The sequence below is a fragment of the Streptomyces sp. Root1310 genome (assembly GCF_001426425.1).
In the GTDB taxonomy this organism is placed as follows: domain Bacteria; phylum Actinomycetota; class Actinomycetes; order Streptomycetales; family Streptomycetaceae; genus Streptomyces.
This window is the reverse complement of sequence record NZ_LMEQ01000012.1, coordinates 1-18,221: the sequence shown is the minus strand read 5'-3', so window position 1 is coordinate 18,221 and position 18,221 is coordinate 1. Positions and strand designations below refer to the sequence as shown.

At 70.6% G+C, this 18,221-nt stretch carries 17 protein-coding genes and 1 pseudogene; 3 read left to right on the top strand and 15 right to left on the bottom strand.

What is annotated here, in order from left to right; translation table 11 throughout:
• Positions 1-45 precede the first annotated feature (45 nt).
• The 5 genes from ASD48_RS18205 to ASD48_RS18185 all read right to left on the bottom strand — a co-directional run bounded on the left by ASD48_RS18205 (position 46) and on the right by ASD48_RS18185 (position 5,717).
• Positions 46-1,752 carry a uroporphyrinogen-III synthase gene (locus tag ASD48_RS18205; RefSeq protein ID WP_057602715.1) on the bottom strand — a complete coding sequence of 569 codons (1,707 nt, stop codon included), beginning with the start codon at positions 1,750-1,752 and terminating at the stop codon, positions 46-48.
• Positions 1,749-2,708, bottom strand: coding sequence for a hydroxymethylbilane synthase (hemC, locus tag ASD48_RS18200; RefSeq protein WP_057602714.1), 960 nt, complete (start codon positions 2,706-2,708; stop codon positions 1,749-1,751). Before hemC ends, ASD48_RS18205 begins: the two co-directional genes overlap by 4 nt.
• Positions 2,709-2,713: 5 nt before the next feature.
• The gene (locus tag ASD48_RS18195) at positions 2,714-4,432 is read right to left on the bottom strand and encodes a glutamyl-tRNA reductase (protein ID WP_057602713.1); all 1,719 of its coding nucleotides are present in this window, start codon (positions 4,430-4,432) and stop codon (positions 2,714-2,716) included.
• Positions 4,429-5,193: a redox-sensing transcriptional repressor Rex gene (locus ASD48_RS18190; RefSeq protein ID WP_057602712.1), complete on the bottom strand. Its 765-nt coding sequence runs from the start codon at positions 5,191-5,193 to the stop codon at positions 4,429-4,431. Before ASD48_RS18190 ends, ASD48_RS18195 begins: the two co-directional genes overlap by 4 nt.
• Before the next feature lie 251 nt (positions 5,194-5,444).
• Positions 5,445-5,717 (bottom strand): glutaredoxin family protein, encoded by a 273-nt coding sequence (locus tag ASD48_RS18185; RefSeq protein ID WP_057602711.1) that lies wholly within the window; start codon positions 5,715-5,717, stop codon positions 5,445-5,447.
• A gap of 102 nt (positions 5,718-5,819) precedes the next feature.
• Between ASD48_RS18185 and ASD48_RS18180 the strand changes: the two genes are divergently transcribed.
• From ASD48_RS18180 to ASD48_RS18170, 3 genes are all read left to right on the top strand, one after another.
• Positions 5,820-6,767 (top strand): HAD-IB family hydrolase, encoded by a 948-nt coding sequence (locus ASD48_RS18180; RefSeq protein WP_057602710.1) that lies wholly within the window; start codon positions 5,820-5,822, stop codon positions 6,765-6,767.
• Between the two features lie 474 nt (positions 6,768-7,241).
• Complete coding sequence (locus ASD48_RS18175) at positions 7,242-8,021, top strand: ECF subfamily RNA polymerase sigma factor, BldN family (protein ID WP_057602709.1); 780 nt, start codon at positions 7,242-7,244, stop codon at positions 8,019-8,021.
• 254 nt (positions 8,022-8,275) lie between these two features.
• Positions 8,276-9,520: a DUF5667 domain-containing protein gene (locus tag ASD48_RS18170; protein ID WP_057602708.1), complete on the top strand. Its 1,245-nt coding sequence runs from the start codon at positions 8,276-8,278 to the stop codon at positions 9,518-9,520.
• A 291-nt stretch (positions 9,521-9,811) separates the two neighbouring features.
• Here ASD48_RS18170 and ASD48_RS43410 read toward each other — a convergent pair.
• The 10 genes and pseudogenes from ASD48_RS43410 to ASD48_RS18130 form a co-directional block, all read right to left on the bottom strand.
• Positions 9,812-9,907 (bottom strand): annotated as a pseudogene (locus ASD48_RS43410) (glycerol acyltransferase); the annotation flags it as partial.
• A gap of 125 nt (positions 9,908-10,032) precedes the next feature.
• Complete coding sequence (locus ASD48_RS18165; RefSeq protein WP_057602707.1) at positions 10,033-11,103, bottom strand: lysophospholipid acyltransferase family protein; 1,071 nt, start codon at positions 11,101-11,103, stop codon at positions 10,033-10,035.
• 14 nt (positions 11,104-11,117) lie between these two features.
• On the bottom strand, positions 11,118-12,191 hold the full coding sequence (locus ASD48_RS18160) for an NAD-dependent epimerase/dehydratase family protein (protein ID WP_057602706.1): 1,074 nt from the start codon (positions 12,189-12,191) through the stop codon (positions 11,118-11,120).
• Positions 12,192-12,493: 302 nt separating this feature from the next.
• The gene (locus ASD48_RS42065) at positions 12,494-12,592 is read right to left on the bottom strand and encodes an AURKAIP1/COX24 domain-containing protein (RefSeq protein WP_003948845.1); all 99 of its coding nucleotides are present in this window, start codon (positions 12,590-12,592) and stop codon (positions 12,494-12,496) included.
• A gap of 177 nt (positions 12,593-12,769) precedes the next feature.
• Positions 12,770-12,982, bottom strand: coding sequence for a helix-turn-helix domain-containing protein (locus ASD48_RS18155; protein ID WP_015658719.1), 213 nt, complete (start codon positions 12,980-12,982; stop codon positions 12,770-12,772).
• Between the two features lie 134 nt (positions 12,983-13,116).
• On the bottom strand, positions 13,117-13,932 hold the full coding sequence (locus ASD48_RS18150; RefSeq protein ID WP_057603507.1) for a phosphatase: 816 nt from the start codon (positions 13,930-13,932) through the stop codon (positions 13,117-13,119).
• A 283-nt stretch (positions 13,933-14,215) separates the two neighbouring features.
• Positions 14,216-15,388: an acetoin utilization protein AcuC gene (locus ASD48_RS18145; RefSeq protein WP_057602705.1), complete on the bottom strand. Its 1,173-nt coding sequence runs from the start codon at positions 15,386-15,388 to the stop codon at positions 14,216-14,218.
• Positions 15,339-16,577 carry an MFS transporter gene (locus ASD48_RS18140; RefSeq protein ID WP_057602704.1) on the bottom strand — a complete coding sequence of 413 codons (1,239 nt, stop codon included), beginning with the start codon at positions 16,575-16,577 and terminating at the stop codon, positions 15,339-15,341. The genes ASD48_RS18145 and ASD48_RS18140 overlap by 50 nt, the downstream gene beginning before the upstream one ends.
• A gap of 76 nt (positions 16,578-16,653) precedes the next feature.
• A complete protein-coding gene (locus tag ASD48_RS18135; RefSeq protein ID WP_199875857.1) occupies positions 16,654-17,370 on the bottom strand; it encodes a VC0807 family protein in 717 nt (238 codons plus the stop codon).
• 86 nt (positions 17,371-17,456) lie between these two features.
• Positions 17,457-18,101 carry an HAD family hydrolase gene (locus tag ASD48_RS18130; RefSeq protein ID WP_057602703.1) on the bottom strand — a complete coding sequence of 215 codons (645 nt, stop codon included), beginning with the start codon at positions 18,099-18,101 and terminating at the stop codon, positions 17,457-17,459.
• Positions 18,102-18,221 lie beyond the last annotated feature (120 nt).

Sequence of the window (18,221 nt, the reverse complement as noted above, 5' to 3'; positions counted from 1 at the left end):
GGTGTGGCGCGGGTGGGGCGGTTCCGGCTCGGACGCCCCCAGGGGTCAGGTCGCCCGCCTCCGCCGCGCACCCGGACGCCGCTCGCTCGGCCGGCTGACCGGGTCCCCGGCCTCCCGGGCCGCGGCCCGCCGGCGCAGTCCGAAGTCGGCCAGTGCCTCGGCCAGCTTGAGCGCGGACGGCTCGGGCGCCATGACGTCCACCCGGAGCCCGTGCTCCTCGGCCGTCTTGGCCGTGGCCGGGCCGATGCAGGCGATGACCGTCACGTTGTGCGGCTTGCCGGCGATGCCCACCAGGTTCCGCACGGTGGACGACGACGTGAAGAGCACGGCGTCGAACCCGCCGCCCTTGATGGCCTCCCGCGTCTCGGCCGGCGGCGGCGAGGCCCGCACGGTCCGGTAGGCGGTGACGTCGTCGACCTCCCAGCCCAGCTCGATGAGCCCGGCGACCAGGGTCTCGGTGGCGATGTCGGCACGCGGCAGGAACACCCGGTCGATCGGGTCGAAGACCGGGTCGTAGGGCGGCCAGTCGTCGAGGAGCCCGGCGGCCGACTGCTCGCCGCTCGGTACGAGGTCCGGCTTCACACCGAACGCGACCAGCGCCTTCGCCGTCTGCTCGCCCACCGCGGCGACCTTGATGCCCGCGAAGGCACGCGCGTCGAGCCCGTACTCCTCGAACTTCTCGCGCACCGCCTTGACGGCGTTCACCGAGGTGAAGGCGATCCACTCGTAGCGGCCCGTCACCAGGCCCTTGACCGCCCGCTCCATCTGCTGGGGGGTGCGCGGCGGCTCGACGGCGATCGTCGGCACCTCGTGCGGCACGGCCCCGTACGACCGCAGCTGGTCGGAGAGCGACACCGCCTGCTCCTTCGTACGCGGCACGAGCACCTTCCAGCCGAACAGCGGCTTGGACTCGAACCACGACAACTGGTCGCGCTGGGCGGGGGCGGAACGCTCACCGACCACGACTATCACCGGCCGGCCGCCCTCGGGCGAGGGCAGCACCTTCGCCTGCTTCAGCGTCTGCGCGATCGTGCCCAGGGTCGCCGTCCACGTCCGCTGCCGCGTCGTCGTACCGGCCACCGTGACCGTCATCGGCGTATCGGGCTTGCGCCCCGCCGACACCAGCTCGCCGGCCGCCGAGGCCACCGCGTCGAGCGTCGTCGACACGACGACCGTGCCGTCGGACGCCCCGACCTCGGTCCAGCAGCGGTCCGAGGCCGTCCGCGCGTCGACGAACCGGACGTCGGCGCCCTGCGCGTCCCGCAGCGGCACACCGGCGTACGCGGGCACGCCGACGGCGGCCGCCACACCGGGTACGACCTCGAAGGGAACACCGGCCGCAGCGCACGCGAGCATTTCCGCCGCCGCGTACGTATCGAGTCCGGGGTCCCCGGTCACCGCACGGACGACCCGCCTGCCGCCCCGCGCGGCCTCCATGACAAGATGTGCGGCATCGCGCACAGCGGGTACTTCAGCGGTTGTTGACGTGCCGTCAACGATCGTCGGGAGGGGCGCGCCCGTGCCCGGAAGAGGGTCCGACGACGGACCCGCTTCCGCGTTCACGATGGCGACGCCCGGCCTCGCGTGCGTCCGTACGACGTCGAGCACCTCGTGCTCGGCGACGAGGACGTCCGCGTGCGCAAGCGCCTCCACGGCGCGCAGAGTCAGCAGTCCCGGATCCCCGGGTCCGGCACCCAGGAAGGTGACGTGCCCGTGTTCAGGACCAGCGGCTGGAAGGGCGGTGGGGCTCACAGTGCTCGCTCCCCCATCAGACCGGCCGCGCCCTGGGCGAGCATCTCGGCTGCGAGTTCGCGACCGAGCGCCATTGCCCCGTCGTGCGTCTCGGGCACGGGACCGGTGGTGGACAGCTGCACCATGCGCGTGCCGTCGGTGGTGCCGACGACGCCACGCAGGCGCATTTCGTTGACAATCTGCCCGTCGGCCAGCAGGTCGGCAAGCGCGCCCACGGGGGCGGAGCAGCCGGCCTCCAGGGCGGCGAGCAGGGACCGTTCGGCGGTCACGGCGACCCGGGTGAAGGGGTCGTCGAGCTCACCGAGCGCGGCGATCAGTGACGCGTTGTCCGCGGCACACTCGATCGCCAGTGCTCCCTGGCCGGGAGCGGGCAGAACCGTGTCTATCGACAGGAAGTCGGTGACCTCGTCGATGCGGCCGAGGCGGCTGAGGCCGGCCGCCGCCAGCACCACCGCGTCCAGCTCGCCGTCGTGCACGTACCCGATCCGCGTGTCGACGTTCCCGCGGATCGGCACGGTCTCCATGTCCAGCCCGTGGCTGCGCGCGTACGCGTTCAGCTGCGCCATCCGGCGCGGCGAACCCGTACCGATGCGCGCTCCGCGCGGCAGGTCGGTGAACTTCAGCGCGTCCCGGGCGACGATCACGTCGCGGGGGTCCTCGCGCACCGGTATGGCGGCCAGGACCAGGTCCTCGGGCTGCGTGGTCGGCAGGTCCTTCAGCGAGTGAACCGCGAAGTCGACCTCGCCCTTGGCCAGCGCCTCCCGCAGCGCGGTCACGAAGACGCCCGTGCCTCCGATCTGCGCGAGGTGCTCGCGGGAGACGTCGCCGTAGGTGGTGATCTCGACGAGTTCCACGGGGCGTCCGGTCACCTGGCTCACGGCGTCCGCGACCTGCCCGGACTGGGCCATGGCGAGTCTGCTTCGCCTCGTCCCCAGTCTCAGTGCCTTCGTACTCATGCCGCTCATGCCGGCCCTCGGCTCTCTGCGTTCTTCTCGGTGCTTTCCTCGGCCCGGGACACGGCGGCCACCGCCTCCGGGTCGAGGTCGAACAGGGTCCGCAGCGCGTCCGCGTACCCGGCGCCGCCGGGCTCGGCCGCGAGCTGCTTGACCCGTACGGTCGGTGCGTGCAGCAGCTTGTCGACGACCCGCTTCACGGTCTGGGTGATCTCGGCGCGGTGCTTGTCGTCCAGGCCGGGCAGCCGCCCGTCGAGCCGGGCGATCTCCGTGGCCACGACCTCCGCGGCCATGGTGCGCAGGGCGACCACGGTCGGCGTGATGTGCGCGGCCCGCTGCGCGGCGCCGAAGGCGGCGACCTCGTCGGCGACGATCCGCCGCACCTGGTCGACGTCGGCGGCCATCGGCGCGTCGGCCGAGGCCTCCGCGAGCGACTCGATGTCCACCAGCCGCACGCCGGCCAGCCGGTGCGCGGCCGGGTCGACGTCCCGGGGCATCGCCAGGTCGAGCAGGAAGAGCACCGGCTCCGGCCGGACGAGCGCGGCGACCGGCTCGGGTCCGCGGCGCTCGGGGATCCGGCCGAGGGTGGCGGCGGTCGCGGCGAGCGCGGTGATCAGCTCGGCGTCGGTCTCGGGGGTGCGGCGGGTGGTCGGCCGGCGGTCCACGGTCGCGTTGTCGACCCAGGCGGCGTGCTGCTCCAGCGTCGCCGCGTCCATGCCGGCGACGGCGGCCTCGCCCAGCACGGAGAACCCGGACTGCTGCACGGGGGCCTGCTGTACGGCGGCCAGGTCGAGGGGGCAGTTCTCGTCGGTGCCGACCGAGGTGGGCGGCAGCGGCCGTACGTCCGTCGCCGCGGCCTCGTCGTCGAAGGCGACAGGCGCCCCGGTGCGGCCCTCGACGGCCTCGGCGACCGCCTCCGCCGTCAGGACCAGGCCCGTCGCCCCGGTACAGGAGACGGCCACGTCGGCACGTGTCAGCTCGGCCGGCACCGACTCGATCGGTACCGCGCGGGCCGACACGTCCGTGTCGCCGCCCTCGGTCAGTATCTGGGCGAGCCGCTGGGCCCGGTCGGGCGTGCGGTTGGCGACGACGATCTCGGCGACCCCGGCACGCGCGAGCGTGGCGGCGGCCAGCGAGGACATCGAACCGGCGCCGATGACCAGCGCCTTCTTGCCCCGGGCCCACTGGGCGACGTCCCCGCCCGCGGCCAGCTGCTCCAGGCCGAAGGTGACCAGGGACTGCCCGGCGCGGTCGATGCCGGTCTCGGAGTGGGCGCGCTTGCCGACCCGCAGGGCCTGCTGGAAGAGGTCGTTCAGCAGCCGTCCGGCGGTGTGCAGCTCCTGCGCCCGCGCCAGGGCGTCCTTGATCTGGCCGAGGATCTGCCCCTCGCCGACGACCATGGAGTCCAGACCGCAGGCCACCGAGAAGAAGTGGTGGACGGCACGGTCCTCGTAGTGCACGTACAGGTAGGGCGTGAGCTCCTCGAGGCCGACCCCGCTGTGCTGGGCGAGCAGCGTGGACAGCTCGGCGACACCGGCGTGGAACTTGTCCACGTCGGCGTACAGCTCGATCCGGTTGCAGGTGGCGAGGACCGCGGCCTCGGCGGCCGGTTCGGCGGCGACCGTGTCCTGGAGCAGCTTGAACTGGGCGTCCGTGGACAGCGAGGCCCGCTCCAGCACGCTGACCGGAGCGCTGCGGTGACTCAGACCGACGACGAGGAGACTCATGCCGGCATCACGGCGGGGACGTCCCCGTCAGGTCCCTGCTCGGTGGAGTCGGCGCGGCCTGCCGGGGCCGGTACGGCGCTCTCGTTGGCCGCGGCCTCCTCGCCGGCCTTGCGCTGCTCGTGGAAGGCGAGGATCTGGAGCTCGATGGAGAGGTCGACCTTGCGCACGTCGACGCCGTCCGGGACGGTCAGCACGGTCGGCGCGAAGTTCAGGATGGACGTGACGCCGGCGGCCACGAGCCGGTCACAGACCTGCTGGGCGACGCCCGGCGGGGTGGTGATGACGCCGATGGAGACGCCGTTGTCGGAGATGATCTTCTCCAGGCCGTCGCTGTGCTGGACGGAGATCCCGGCGACCTGCTTCCCGGCCATCGCGGGGTCGGCGTCGATGAGCGCCGCGACGCGGAAGCCGCGCGAGGCGAAGCCGCCGTAGTTGGCGAGGGCCGCGCCGAGGTTACCGATACCGACGATCACGACCGGCCAGTCCTGGGTGAGCCCGAGCTCGCGGGAGATCTGGTAGACGAGGTACTCGACGTCGTAGCCGACCCCCCGTGTCCCGTAGGAACCCAGGTAGGAGAAGTCCTTGCGCAGCTTGGCGGAGTTGACTCCGGCCGCGGCCGCGAGCTCCTCGGAGGAGACCGTGGGTACCGAGCGCTCCGACAGTGCGGTCAGCGCGCGGAGGTACAGCGGAAGCCGGGCGACGGTGGCCTCGGGAATCCCTCGGCTACGGGTCGCCGGTCGGTGAGTTCGGCCAGTTGCCACGGTGCTCCTGCGGGTAGAGCGGGGCTGTAGGCGGTCACACGTACCCAGACCGCCCCGTCGACAGCAGGCTATGTCTTTGTGAACGCGTGCACAAAGATGGTGTCCGATTTGCCCGGCCAACGTGACCGGGGTCACGCGCAACATTCCAGGGGGCAAAACCGCCACTCTCCTCGTGAATCCCGCCCCCGAGACAAAACCGCCATCGATCCTAAGCGACGTTCGGTACAGCCTTGTACTGATCGGTCAGTTCCTCACCCGGCCAGTTCTTTGCGCAGGCGACTCTCGTCCACCCGCCAGAAGGTGTGCTGCCTGCCGTCGACCAGCACCACCGGGATCTGCTCCCAGTACTGGTCGTAGAGCTGCGGATCGTCGGCGATGTCCTTCTGCTCCCAGGACACACCGAGTTCCCCGCAGACCTTCTCGATCACGCGCTCGGCGTCGTCGCACAGATGACAACCGGACTTGCGAATGAGGGTGACCGACCGCTCGCCCGTGGCGGCCTTACGTCGAAAGAGGGGAGTCATACCGCCATTCTCGCGCTTCTTTAACGGCGCGGTCGCGGAGAGTTCACACCCTTCGAACCTCTCGGCTCCGGAACCGCCGGACGGACTGGCTATGCTCACGCCATGGCCGCTCTAGGATGGCTCACTCCCCGTAGGCGCTCAGCCACGGCGCGGAGCGTGTTGGCAGGCGAGGCCTCGGCGGAGGCAGCCCGCAAGTCCACCCAGGAAGCCCTGGACTCCCAGGAGACCCTGGCACCGCTGGACACTTCCGACCGGGAACCGCAGTTCCCGGTGCACGGCGACGCGATGGCCGCCGCCTTCTTCGACCTCGACAACACCGTGATGCAGGGCGCCGCGCTCTTCCACTTCGGCCGTGGCCTGTACAAGCGCAAGTTCTTCGAGACCCGTGACCTGGTCCGCTTCGCCTGGCAGCAGGCGTGGTTCCGGCTGGCCGGCGTCGAGGACCCCGAACACATGCAGGAGGCCCGTGACTCGGCCCTCTCCATCGTGCAGGGCCACCGGGTCTCCGAGCTGATGTCGATCGGCGAGGAGATCTACGACGAGTACATGGCCGAGCGCATCTGGCCGGGCACCCGGGCCCTCGCCCAGGCGCACCTGGACGCGGGTCAGAAGGTGTGGCTGGTCACGGCGGCCCCGGTGGAGATCGCCCAGGTGATCGCCCGCCGCCTCGGTCTGACCGGAGCGCTGGGCACGGTCGCGGAGTCCGTCGACGGCGTCTACACGGGCAAGCTGGTCGGCGAGCCGCTGCACGGCCCCGCAAAGGCGGAGGCGGTCCGCGCGCTGGCGGCGGCGGAGAACCTGGACCTCTCCCGCTGCGCCGCCTACAGCGACTCCCACAACGACATCCCGATGCTCTCCCTCGTCGGCCACCCCTACGCCATCAACCCCGACGCGAAGCTCCGCAAGCACGCGCACAACCTCGACTGGCGGCTGCGCGACTACCGCACCGGCCGCAAGGCCGCGAAGGTCGGCATCCCGGCCGCGGCGGGCGTGGGCGCGGTGGCGGGCGGCACGGCGGCGGCGATCGCACTGCACCGACGACGGCGATAACAAAGGCGCCGACGAAGGCAACAGCAACAGCGCCGGCGAAGGCGACGACGAGGGCAACACGGACGACGGCCGCGACGACTGTGCGGCCGTCAGGACAGAGCGGCCGAGGCGCAACAGCCCGGCCGCTCCTTCGCGTTACCGGACAACACCTCACACCGGGCGCCGAACCCGGCCAATCCGACGGTCTTACCCCCGTAACCCTCCGTCCAGTCCTGTTGTCCGCGCACAGCCACAACACGCCCCGGACTGACCCGAAACTCGAACTATTTCGATCAACAACCGTTCACCCTGTGCCACTTGATCGAGCGTCAATAGGCCACAGAAGCGACGTAATCGATGATTTGAGCAACTCGGTGTAGCAGGGCCTGCACGAAGCGTTATTCTCCTCAGACGCAATCCGGTACCCCTTCCGTCGCTACGACGGGTGAATGGTTCCGTACTGCACGTGATGCAAGCTCTGCCTCTGGGAGTCCCGTGTACCCACACGTCGGGGTTGACACCTCGGGCCTGGCTACGCTGCGCGCAACGGTCGCTACGGTCCATGACCTCTTGCGCGGCGTCGTCCCCACCGCGTACGCCGTCCCCGCCTTCGCCACCACCGCTCCGCTCGGCCCGTGCTACGCACTGGCCGACGGCAGCGCCGCGGTGGGCAGACGAGGACGCTCGGCCGGCGCGGCCACCGCCCGTCGGCCGGCCGCCGACAGTGACAGCGCCCGCATGATGGACCTCGTCGAACGCGCCCAGGCCGGCGAGGCCGAAGCGTTCGGGCGCCTGTACGACCAGTACAGCGACACGGTCTACCGCTACATCTACTACCGGGTGGGCGGCAAGGCGACGGCCGAGGACCTGACCAGTGAGACGTTCCTGCGCGCCCTGCGCCGCATCGGGACGTTCACCTGGCAGGGCCGCGACTTCGGCGCCTGGCTCGTCACCATCGCCCGCAACCTCGTCGCCGACCACTTCAAGTCGAGCCGTTTCCGGCTCGAGGTGACGACCGGCGAGATGCTCGACGCCAACGAGGTCGAGCGCTCACCCGAGGACTCCGTCCTGGAGTCCCTCTCCAACGCGGCGCTTCTGGACGCCGTACGCCGGCTCAATCCCCAGCAGCAGGAGTGCGTGACGCTCCGGTTCCTGCAGGGGCTCTCCGTCGCCGAGACCGCGCGCGTCATGGGCAAGAACGAGGGCGCCATCAAGACGCTCCAGTACCGGGCCGTCCGGACCCTCGCCCGCCTGCTGCCGGAAGACGCCCGCTGAACCGTCCCCCACCCACGACCGACGCCACACACTCCGTGACGCCAACTCACCTTCAGTGAAAGTCCGTTGTCTTCCCGATCCGATCATCCGCAGTCCGTAACCCAAGTGCCGCGCCAGTCGTTGTGCGGGATACAGGCTCCCTGTGGTCACGTCCTGGCCGCCCCCGATCACTCGATCGTGTGGATCCGGTCCAGGGCGTGCAACCGTCAGGACCCCAGGGGAGTCGACCGTCATGACGAGAGGAGGTGCCGCCAGTGATCGCGAACGTATCGGCGCACCGGCGGACGAGCGCCTTCGCCCAGGCCTTGGAGGAGCAGTCCGACTGTTCCGCCCAGGGCACGGCGGCCGAGCAGACCGAAGGATCACCGCCGGCGCCGGCCGCTGCGGACCAGACCGGGCAGGGCCATCTTCTGGCCCTCGCCACGAGTCTCGCCGAGCTGCCCAAACCGGAGTTCGATCCCGAGGTCAAGGTCGTCCAGCGGGCCCAGTTGGTCGCCGCAATGGAGGCCATGCTGCAAGCGGGCACCGCGGGAGGCGAAACGGCGGACCCTTCGGTGCCGGAGCAACGCTCCCACCGGGCCAGGGGCACTCACCGGGCCAGTCCCCTGGGCAAGTTCCGACCGCGTTCCCGCCTCGCCAAGGGCCTCACGGCGGGCGGCCTCAGCGTCGGCGTCGCGGCGGGCGCCTTCGGCGGAGTCGCGGCCGCGAGCTCCGACGCCCTCCCGGGCGACGGGCTCTACGGACTGAAGCGCGGCATCGAGGACTTCAAGCTCAACTACCTGGCCGACGGCGACGACGAGCGCGGTCGGACCTATCTCGACCAGGCCTCGACCCGGCTCAGCGAGGCCCGTCGGCTCATGGAGCGGGGCCGCAGCGGCGACCTCGACCACGAGTCCCTCGGCGAGATCCGACGCGCCCTGAACGGCATGCAGCACGACGCGTCGGAAGGCCACCGGCTACTGCACGAGGCGTACGAACGCGACCCGAACTCCCTGGGCCCCATCCAGGCCCTCGACGCGTTCTCCCGCTCGCACCGCGAGGTCTGGGGCGCCCTGCGCGACCGCCTGCCGGTCCAGCTCGGCGACGTCAGTCAACAGGTCTCGTCGGTCTTCGAGGCCATAGACGAAGAGGTCGCCCCGCTCCAGTCCCTCCTCCCTCGGCCCCCGGCCCCGGGCGGCGGCGGCACCCGCGAGGGCACCGGCCCGGCGTCCTCCGGCTCCTCGGACACCGGCAGCCACGCGACCACCCCGGGCACCGGCCACGCCCCGACCGACGGGACCGGCGCACACACCGGAAGCCCCAGCAAGTCGTCCACTTCCGGCACCACCGACGACGGCCTGCTCGGTGGCAACACCGGCGGCCTCCTGGACCCTCCGAAGGACACCGGCAGCACCGCCCCGACCCCTCTCGTCCCGAGCACCCAGCCGGACGTCACGCTCCCGCCCCTCCTGCCCGGCCTGCTCCCGGGCCTGGGCATCGACAGCGAGGACGCGGAGTAACCCGAGCAGCCTCGGCCGGTACGCCTGTGGGGGCGCCCCTCTCGACAAGAGGAGGGCGCCCCCACAGCCGTGCCCGACCACCCCGCCCAGAAGAACCTCGGCCTCAGGACCGCGCCCGCAGGTCGGCACGACCCGTTCGGCGCCCTGCACGGCCCCCCTCACCCACGGCCGCTCCTGACGCACGGCGACACCACCCGCCACCGCCCGACGGCCCGTCAGCCCGTCATCGCCCCCAGGCCACCCGACAGCCCGGCCCCCGTCAGCCCGTCAGCCCGTCAGCCCGTCAGCCCGTCAGAAGAACACAGACCGCCGCTGCACCAACAGCTTGTACAGCGTGTGCTGAATCTGCTCCCGCACCTGGTCCGTCAGGTTGAACATCAGCATCGGCACCCATCTGCACCGCCGACCTCGCACCGCTCCGCGGGCTTCGCCCGGCTGCGCCGGACTCCGTCCACCGGCTCACCGAACCCCCCGCCCCCAGGCCACCCGACAGCCCGGCCCCCGTCAGCTCGTCAGAAGAACACAGACCGCCGCTGCACCAGCAGCTTGTACAGCGTGTGCTGAATCTGCTCCCGCACCTGGTCCGTCAGGTTGAACATCAGCATCGGGTCCTCCGCCGCCTCCGGCGGGTAGCCGTCCGTCGGGATGGGCTCGCCGAACTGGATCGTCCACTTCGTCGGGAGGGGGATGCCGCCCAGCGGGCCCAGCCACGGGAAGGTCGGCGTCAGCGGGAAGTACGGGAAGCCGAGCACCCGCGCCAGCGTCTTCGCGTTGCCGATCATCGGGTAGATCTCCTCGGCCCCGACGATCGAGCAGGGGATGATCGGAGCTCCCTGGCGCAGTGCCGTGGAGACGAATCCGCCCCGGCCGAACCGCTGGAGCTTGTAGCGCTCGCTGAAGGGCTTCCCGATGCCCTTGAAGCCCTCCGGCATCACCCCGACAAGCTCACCCTGGCCCAGCAGCCGCTCGGCGTCCTCCGCGCAGGCGAGGGTGTGCCCGAGCTTGCGGGCCAGCTCGTTGACGACCGGCAGCACGAAGACGAGATCGGCGGCCAGCAGTCGCAGGTGACGGCCGGCCGGGTGGTGGTCGTGGACGGCGACCTGCATCATCAGGCCGTCCAACGGCAGCGTCCCGGAGTGGTTGGCGACGATCAGCGCGCCACCCTCCGCCGGGATGTTCTCGACACCCTTCACCTCGACCCGGAAGTACTTCTCGTACAGCGGCCGCAGCAGGGACATCAGGACCTGGTCGGTCAGTTCCTCGTCGTAGCCGAAGTCGTCGACCTCGTAGTCGCCCGTGAGGCGCCGGCGCAGGAAGGACAGCCCTCCGGCGATCCGCCGCTCCAGGCCGCCCGCGTCCTTGTCCAGCCGTTCCTCACCCGTCACATGAACATCATCATGCCCAGCCGTCCTGGTGGGCAGGGGCTGGACCTCACCGACCTCACCGGCCTCACCGATCTCCCGGACCGGCGCGGGCTCGCCGTTCCGGCGCCGGCTGACCGCGCCCCGGCGCCGGGGCGGCCGCGCTACGGCGTTCCCCCGGGACCGGTCGTCGTCGAACGGAATGACCTTGGCATCCGCCATCGTTGATGCGCTCCTCAGTTGGCGCTCTGCGTCGGGAGGTGGACCGGGGGGTGGGCGCCGCCCGGCAGGGACAGCGCGGCGATCCGGTCGACGGCCCCGGCAACGGCCTCGGGCGGCAGGAGTCCGGGTCCGTGACTGCGCGCGAAGTCAGCGAAGGTCTCCGCCGTGGTGTACCGCGGCGTGAACCCCAGCGTCTCGCGCATCTGGTCCGTGGACACGACCCGGCCGTGGGTGAGCAGCCGGATCTGCTCGGGCGAGAAGTCCGTCATGCCCAGCGTACGCACCAGCGACCCCGCCCAGGTGACGGCGGGCAGCAGCAGGGGCACGGTGGGCCGCCCGAGCCGCCGCGAACACTGCGACAGCAACAGCGCCCCGTCCCCGGCGATGTTGAACGTGCCGCTGTTGAGGGTGCCGCGCCGCGGTTCGTGCGAGGCGATCCGCAGCACCTCGATCACGTCGTCCTCGTGGACGAACTGGAGCCGGGGGTCGTAACCGAGCACGGTGGGCAGCACGGGCAGCGAGAAGTACGCGGCGAGCGGCGTCTCGGCGGTCGGCCCCAGGATGTTGGCGAACCGCAGCACGCACACGGCGACATCGGGCCGCCGCCGGGCGAACCCGCGCACATACCCCTCGACCTCGACGGCGTCCTTGGCGAAGCCGCCGCTGGGCAGCGACTTGGGCGGGGTCGTCTCGGTGAACACGGCGGGATCACGCGGCGCGGACCCGTAGACGTTCGTGGAGGACTTGACCACCAGCCGCTTCACATTCGGCGATTTCTGACAGGCGCCGAGCAGCTGCATGGTCCCGATGACGTTGGTCTCCTTGACCGTCGTCCGGCTGCCCCTGCCCAGCGCGGTCGCCGTCACGTCCAGGTGGACGACGGTGTCGGCACCGGTCTCGGCGAGCACCCGCGCGATGGTGGGCTGCCGGATGTCGGCCTCGATGAAGTCCGCGCCCCCGAGATGGTGCTCGGGCCGCACCGCGTCCACGGCGACCACCCGGTCGACCTGTGGATCACGCTGGATCCGTCGTACGAACCGGCCCCCCAGCTGACGGGCCACTCCGGTAACGAGCACGACCTTTCCCAAGATCAGCGCCTTCCTTCCGTCCTGGAACCGCCGGCCGCCCTGCCGAGTTCCCGTCTGCGGCCAACCTAGCGGGTCGATGTTGCGCTGTGATGACCGCCCGATGCACGAAGTGACGAGATCTCTTCGGTCATACGACCAGATCAGCCATGGTGCACGTCCAGGCATACGCACAGCGTTCAGCCGACCGTACGAGCACCCGGATATGCGTGTGGCCCCCCACCGATAACACGGTGGGGGGCCACACCACGCCTACGCGGCTCGCGTCGCGCGAAGTAAGTGCTTGCGCCTACTTCGGCTCGCGCTTACTTCTTGTTGCGACGCTGAACGCGCGTGCGCTTGAGCAGCTTGCGGTGCTTCTTCTTGGCCATCCGCTTGCGCCGCTTCTTGATAACAGAGCCCACGACTACCCTCGCTCACTTCTCATCACTCGGTGCTGGGCGCCATGGGCCCATACGACCTACGAGGGGCTAGCCTACCCGCCTGAGCGCTGAGGTCGTAATCGAGGGGCGGGAGGGGCCCGAGACGGCCCTGCAGCCGGGCCCCACCCCGGGCCTGCCCTGCCGGACAGGCCCTGACCGTCAGGCGGTTTCCACCCCCACGTAGCTCTCGCGGAGGTACTCGTGCACCGCTTGCTCGGGGACGCGGAAGGACCGCCCCACCCGGATCGCGGGCAGATGACCGCTGTGCACCAGTCGGTACACGGTCATCTTCGACACTCGCATCACCGAGGCGACTTCCGCCACGGTAAGGAACTGAACCTCGTTCAGAGGCCTCTCGCCAGCTGCACCCATGACACACCTGAACCTTCCGCACTCGACTCGACGGCCACCGGCTTCCCCTTCCGGTGACTCTTCGTCGTTGCGTGCTCACTCCCCAATGTAGGGGCGGGTGATGCGAGTGGGGAAGAGGTGCACCCATCAGCGGCCTACTGTGACAGACACGCTCGATTGAGTACGTAGCGGGTCAGCGGCCTGTAGTAAGCGGACCGCACGGCGTCATCAAGTGGAACGACGACGGAGACGACCCCCTCGGCCTCCCCCACGAACAGCGCGGGGTCGTCGGTGTCCGCCAGCCCGATGGCCTCGAACCCCAGCTGACCTGCCCCGCAGACCCATCCGTGGTCCCCGATGACCAGCTCGGGCAGCGGCCCCCCGCCCTCGGCCGCCGCCGCCAGCGCGACCCGAACCGGCAGCGGCGAATGGCTGTGCGCACCGGTCGCACAACCGGCGCGTTCGACACCCGCCTCCCGGACGACCGCGACTCCCCGTACGTAGTCGAGGTTGTGCGTACGTAGACCGAACCGGGTCGTTATGTCGACACAGCGACCCTGCGCCGGGGTGAGAACATCACATCCCGCCGCCGACAAAGCGTCCGCAACGGAGGCGTAGAACCCCAGCAGCCGATGCGGATGCCCGGTGCCCAGCAGCACGGGCGCACCACGCTGGGCGACGGAGGCGAGCCGCTTCGCGAAAGCGTCCAGCGCGGCCAGCGTGCGCTCAGGATCGATCACATCATGCCCGGAAACACAGCCGGGATCGGCCGAAACTCCACACTTGTCGGCCATCAGCGCGATCAGATCCCGCTGCCCCCAACTCCACTCGGGATCAAGCCCGATCAGCACCCGGGGATCACGAGCGGCGAAGAGCCGATAGCTCCGCAGGCTCTCCTCCCGGGAGGTCGCCACCGCCCCGGCCAGCCGCGCGGCAAGCAGATGCGCCCGAAGCGCCCCGGCACTCAACACGGAAACGATGCTGCCGGACGAACCGACACCCGGGGCGAAAACAGCCACAGCACCCCACAGTCGGCGTAACGGCCGCGGCCGCACCGTCGAGCCCTTCGGCGATCGAGGACGAGGCCGTTCGGGCCGCTACGGGTCGAGGGGGCCGCAGGGGCAGAGCCCCTGCGGGGCCACAGAGGGGCAGGGCCCCTGGCAAAGATGCGCGTGGTGAGAATGGAGAGAATGGTGCGAATGGGCAGGGGCGGCGGGGCGAACCCGCAAACGCCCACCTCGCCCGCCGCACCCCTTACGGCAACAACCCCCGCAACGGAAACACCGCCCGCCGCGTGGCCAACACCGCCTGATCCAGCCGATCGGCCGGGTCGTACCCCGACTCCCACCCGGCCCACTCCACCGGCCACCGCCCGTCGGTCATCCGCACCGGCCCCAGCTGCCGCGTACGGGCGAAGACCTCCTGCCGCCACCCCTCCGGAATCACCGTCTCCGGCGCCACCGGCACCCCCGCCGCGACCCCCACCAGATGCGTCCACGACCGCGGCACCACATCCACCACCGCGTACCCGCCCCCACCGAGCGCGACCCACTTGCCCCCGGCGTACTCGTGCGCCAGCTCATGACACGCCACCTGCACGGCCCGCTGCGCGTCGAGAGACACCGCGAGATGGGCCAACGGATCCTCGAAGTGCGTGTCGGCCCCGTGCTGGGTCACCAGCACATCCGGCCGGAAGTCGGCGATCAGCTCCGGCACCACCGAGTGGAACGCCCGCAACCACCCCGCGTCCCCGGTCCCGGCCGGCAGCGCGACGTTCACCGCCGACCCCTCCGCCCGCTCCCCACCGGTCTCCTCCGGCCACCCGGTCTGCGGGAACAAGGTACGAGGGTGCTCGTGCAGGGAGATCGTCAGCACCCGCGGGTCGTCCCAGAACGCCGCCTGCACCCCGTCCCCGTGATGCACGTCCACGTCCACGTACGCGACCCGCTCGGCCCCCAGCTCCAGCAGCCGCGCGATCGCCAGTGAAGCGTCGTTGTAGATACAGAACCCCGACGCCCCGCCCGGCATCGCATGGTGCAGCCCACCCGCGAAGTTCACCGCGTGCAGCGCCTCCCCCCGCCAGACGGCCTCCGCGGCCCCGACGGACAGCCCGGCGATGAGGGCGGACACCTCGTGCATCCCCGCGAAGGCAGGATCGTCCATCGTCCCCAGCCCGTACGCCTGGTCCGCCGACCCCGGCTCCACCGACGCCGCCTTGACGGCCCGGACGTAGTCCTCCCGGTGCACGAGCCGCAACGTGGACTCCCCGGCGGGCTTCGCCGCGACGACGTCGACCTCTCGGTCGAGCCCCAGGGCGCCGACCAGCCTCCGGGTCAGATCCAGCCGAACCGGATCCATCGGATGCTCGGGCCCGAAGTCATAGCCCGTTACTGCCTCGTCCCACATCAGCTGTGCGCGGCCGCTCATGCCCGCCACCGTATCGGTCCGGTTGAGCGGCGAACGACCGGGCGTACACCAACGTCACCAGCACCAACACCATCGGCACCACCATCGCCCCCCGATAGGTCCAGGCGTCTCCCAACGCCCCCACCAACGGCGAACCGATCAGGAACCCGACGTAATTGAAGATGTTGAGACGGGCGATCGCCGCGTCCGAGGCCCCCGGGAACAACCGTCCCGCCGCCGCGAACGTCTGCGGCACCAGCACACACAACCCCAGCCCCACGAGCGTGAACCCGAGCATCCCGACCCACGCCCCGGGCGCGACGGCCACCACGGCGAACCCCGCCGCCGCCACCAGCGCCCCCAGCCGCACCACCGCCGCGGCCCCGAACCGCCGCACCCCGAAGTCCCCGATGGCCCGCCCCAGCAGGGTGGTCACCATGTACACGTTGTACGGAACGGTGGCCAGCTGCTCGCTGCTGCCCAGCACGTCCTGGAGGTACTTCGCGCTCCAGTTGGAGACCGTCGAGTCCCCGATATAGGCGAAGGTCATCACCAGACACAGCGGCAGCAACACCTTGAAGACGACACCCGTGCCGCCGCCCCCCGACTCGGCGACCGCCGCCTTGCCGTCCTCCGCCTTGCCGCCGTCCGTACCCCCGTCCACATACCAACGGCTCCCCACCAGGGCGGCCGGCAGCAGCACGGCCACCACCGGCAGATACGACACCCACAGCGCGAGATGCCAGTGCGCCCCCACCCACGCCAGCGAGGCCCCCACGATCCCGCCCAGGCTGTACACGGCGTGGAAGCTCAGCATGATGCTGCGCCCGTACGACCGCTGAAGACTCACCCCGAGCATGTTCATCGAGGCGTCCAGCGCCCCCACGGCGAGCCCGAAGACGGCCAGGGCGACCCCCAGCTCGGCCATCCCCCGCCCCGCTCCGACCCCGAGCAGCGCCAGCAGCACCACCGGCTGGGACCAGCGCAGCACCCGGCTGGGCGGTATCCGCTTCACCAACTGCTCGGTCGACACACTTCCGACCCCGGCCAGGATGGGTACGGCGGCCAGGAAGACGGGCAGCAGCGCGTCCGAGACCTCGTACCTGTTCTGGATGGCCGGGATCCTGGTCACCAGCAGAGCGAAGGCCGCGCCCTGCGCGAAAAAGCTGAACGCCAAAGAGGCCCTACCGCGCCGCAGCACTTCTGTCATGGCGGCGAGCGTAGGGCCCCTGCGTACTCGTGGGTAGATCCAGCCAAAGATGAATTCTCCTCAGCTTTACCGGACTTCACCGGGCGAGGACGACCTCGGGCACCTCGGCCTCTTCCTCCACGGCTTCCCCGGCCCCCGTCTCGAAGGCGACCATCGCCGCCATCGGCCCGGCACCGAGCGCCCCGCCGACCACGAAGCCGATCCCCATCGCCACCACCATGACCACGGAACCGAGCCACACCATGGTGTCCACCGGCACCGTGTACGCCCCCACGACCCGCACGACGCACTCGACGAGCAGCACCACACCCCAGACGACCGAGAAGGCCCGCTCCCGCTTGCGGAAGTCCGCCGACGCCACCGACGCGCCGCTCTCCAGCCGCGCCCAGGCGGCCTCCCTGACCGCGTCGCCCTTCACCAGGAACGGCTTGACCGCGGCGGTCATCATCGGCCTCCCCAGCACCACGGACACCAGGATCCCGATGCCGATCGTGCTGCTGACCCCGCTGTCCTTGGCCAGCATCAGCCGCGGATCACCGGAGACCAGGCTGAGCGCGAGTCCGACGACGTTGACGACGAGGATGAGCCCGGCGAGCCCGTTGACCGTCCGCCGGCTGACCGCGCTCCACAGGGTCCGCCCGGCCGGCACCAGGCTGCTCCAGGCGAGAGCGGCGAAGGTGCTCATCCCGAACGCGCCCTTGAAGAGGTAGTACGACCCGAGCGGCACCGCCACGTCCACGAGGAGCGGTGCGAAGGCGTTCTGCTTCTTGTGCTGGTTCGTCGTCATGCCCATAGCTTCGCCGCCGGGAGGGGTCCCCCAGTAGAAACGATCGTCCGGAGCTCCGCATGACAAATGTCAGCCCGCCACCGGATCGTCCGTCAGACCAGCAGGTCAGGCAACTGCCCGAGATCGGAGAAGAGTTGGGTGGCACCCGCGAGCTTCGCGGCCGGCGTCATCGCGGTGAACCCGTACACGTCCATGCCAGCCGCCACGGCCGCCCGCACTCCCAGCGGACTGTCCTCGACGACCACACACCGCTCCGGCGCCACTCCCATCCGCCGGGCCGCGTGCAGGAAGAGATCCGGTGCCGGCTTCCCCTTCCCGACATCCTGCGAGCTGAAGATCCGCGCGTCGTCGAACCACCGGTCCAGCCCGGTCTTCCGATGCCCCACCCGAATCCGCTCATGACTCCCGGACGACGCCACGCAGTACGGCACCCCGTCCGCGGCCAGTTTCGCGAGGACGTCCCCGGCGCCCGCCACCGGCTCGAGCTCCCGCTCGAAGGCCGCGAACACCCGGCGGTGAAACGTGTCGTCGAACTCCGCCGGCAGCAGCTGCCCGGTGCGCTCCTGGACCAGGTCATGGATGCGATGCATCGCGGACCCCATGTAGTCGCGTATGGAGTCCTCGTACGAGGTGGGATGCCCGAGCTCGGTCAGATAGGCGGCGAGCAGCCGGTTGGAGATCGGCTCGCTGTCCACCAGGACACCATCGTTGTCGAAAATAACCAGGTCGTAGCGCATGACCAAACCCTAAAGGAGCCCAAACGCAGAAAACCCCCGCACCGTGAGGTGCGGGGGTTTCCCGTAATATTTGTTCGGCGGTGTCCTACTCTCCCACAGGGTCCCCCCTGCAGTACCATC

What these genes read in the sequence shown, in the direction of transcription:
- hemC (WP_057602714.1), bottom strand. Translation starts at nt 2,708, where the DNA reads ATGAGTACGAAGGCACTGAGACTGGGGACGAGGCGAAGCAGACTCGCC.
- ASD48_RS18180 (WP_057602710.1), top strand. Translation starts at nt 5,820, where the DNA reads ATGGCCGCTCTAGGATGGCTCACTCCCCGTAGGCGCTCAGCCACGGCG.
- ASD48_RS18165 (WP_057602707.1), bottom strand. Translation starts at nt 11,103, where the DNA reads ATGGCGGATGCCAAGGTCATTCCGTTCGACGACGACCGGTCCCGGGGG.
- ASD48_RS18195 (WP_057602713.1), bottom strand. Translation starts at nt 4,432, where the DNA reads ATGAGTCTCCTCGTCGTCGGTCTGAGTCACCGCAGCGCTCCGGTCAGC.
- ASD48_RS18140 (WP_057602704.1), bottom strand. Translation starts at nt 16,577, where the DNA reads ATGACAGAAGTGCTGCGGCGCGGTAGGGCCTCTTTGGCGTTCAGCTTT.
- ASD48_RS18185 (WP_057602711.1), bottom strand. Translation starts at nt 5,717, where the DNA reads ATGACTCCCCTCTTTCGACGTAAGGCCGCCACGGGCGAGCGGTCGGTC.
- ASD48_RS18135 (WP_199875857.1), bottom strand. Translation starts at nt 17,370, where the DNA reads ATGGGCATGACGACGAACCAGCACAAGAAGCAGAACGCCTTCGCACCG.
- ASD48_RS18130 (WP_057602703.1), bottom strand. Translation starts at nt 18,101, where the DNA reads ATGCGCTACGACCTGGTTATTTTCGACAACGATGGTGTCCTGGTGGAC.
- ASD48_RS18145 (WP_057602705.1), bottom strand. Translation starts at nt 15,388, where the DNA reads ATGAGCGGCCGCGCACAGCTGATGTGGGACGAGGCAGTAACGGGCTAT.
- ASD48_RS18155 (WP_015658719.1), bottom strand. Translation starts at nt 12,982, where the DNA reads ATGGGTGCAGCTGGCGAGAGGCCTCTGAACGAGGTTCAGTTCCTTACC.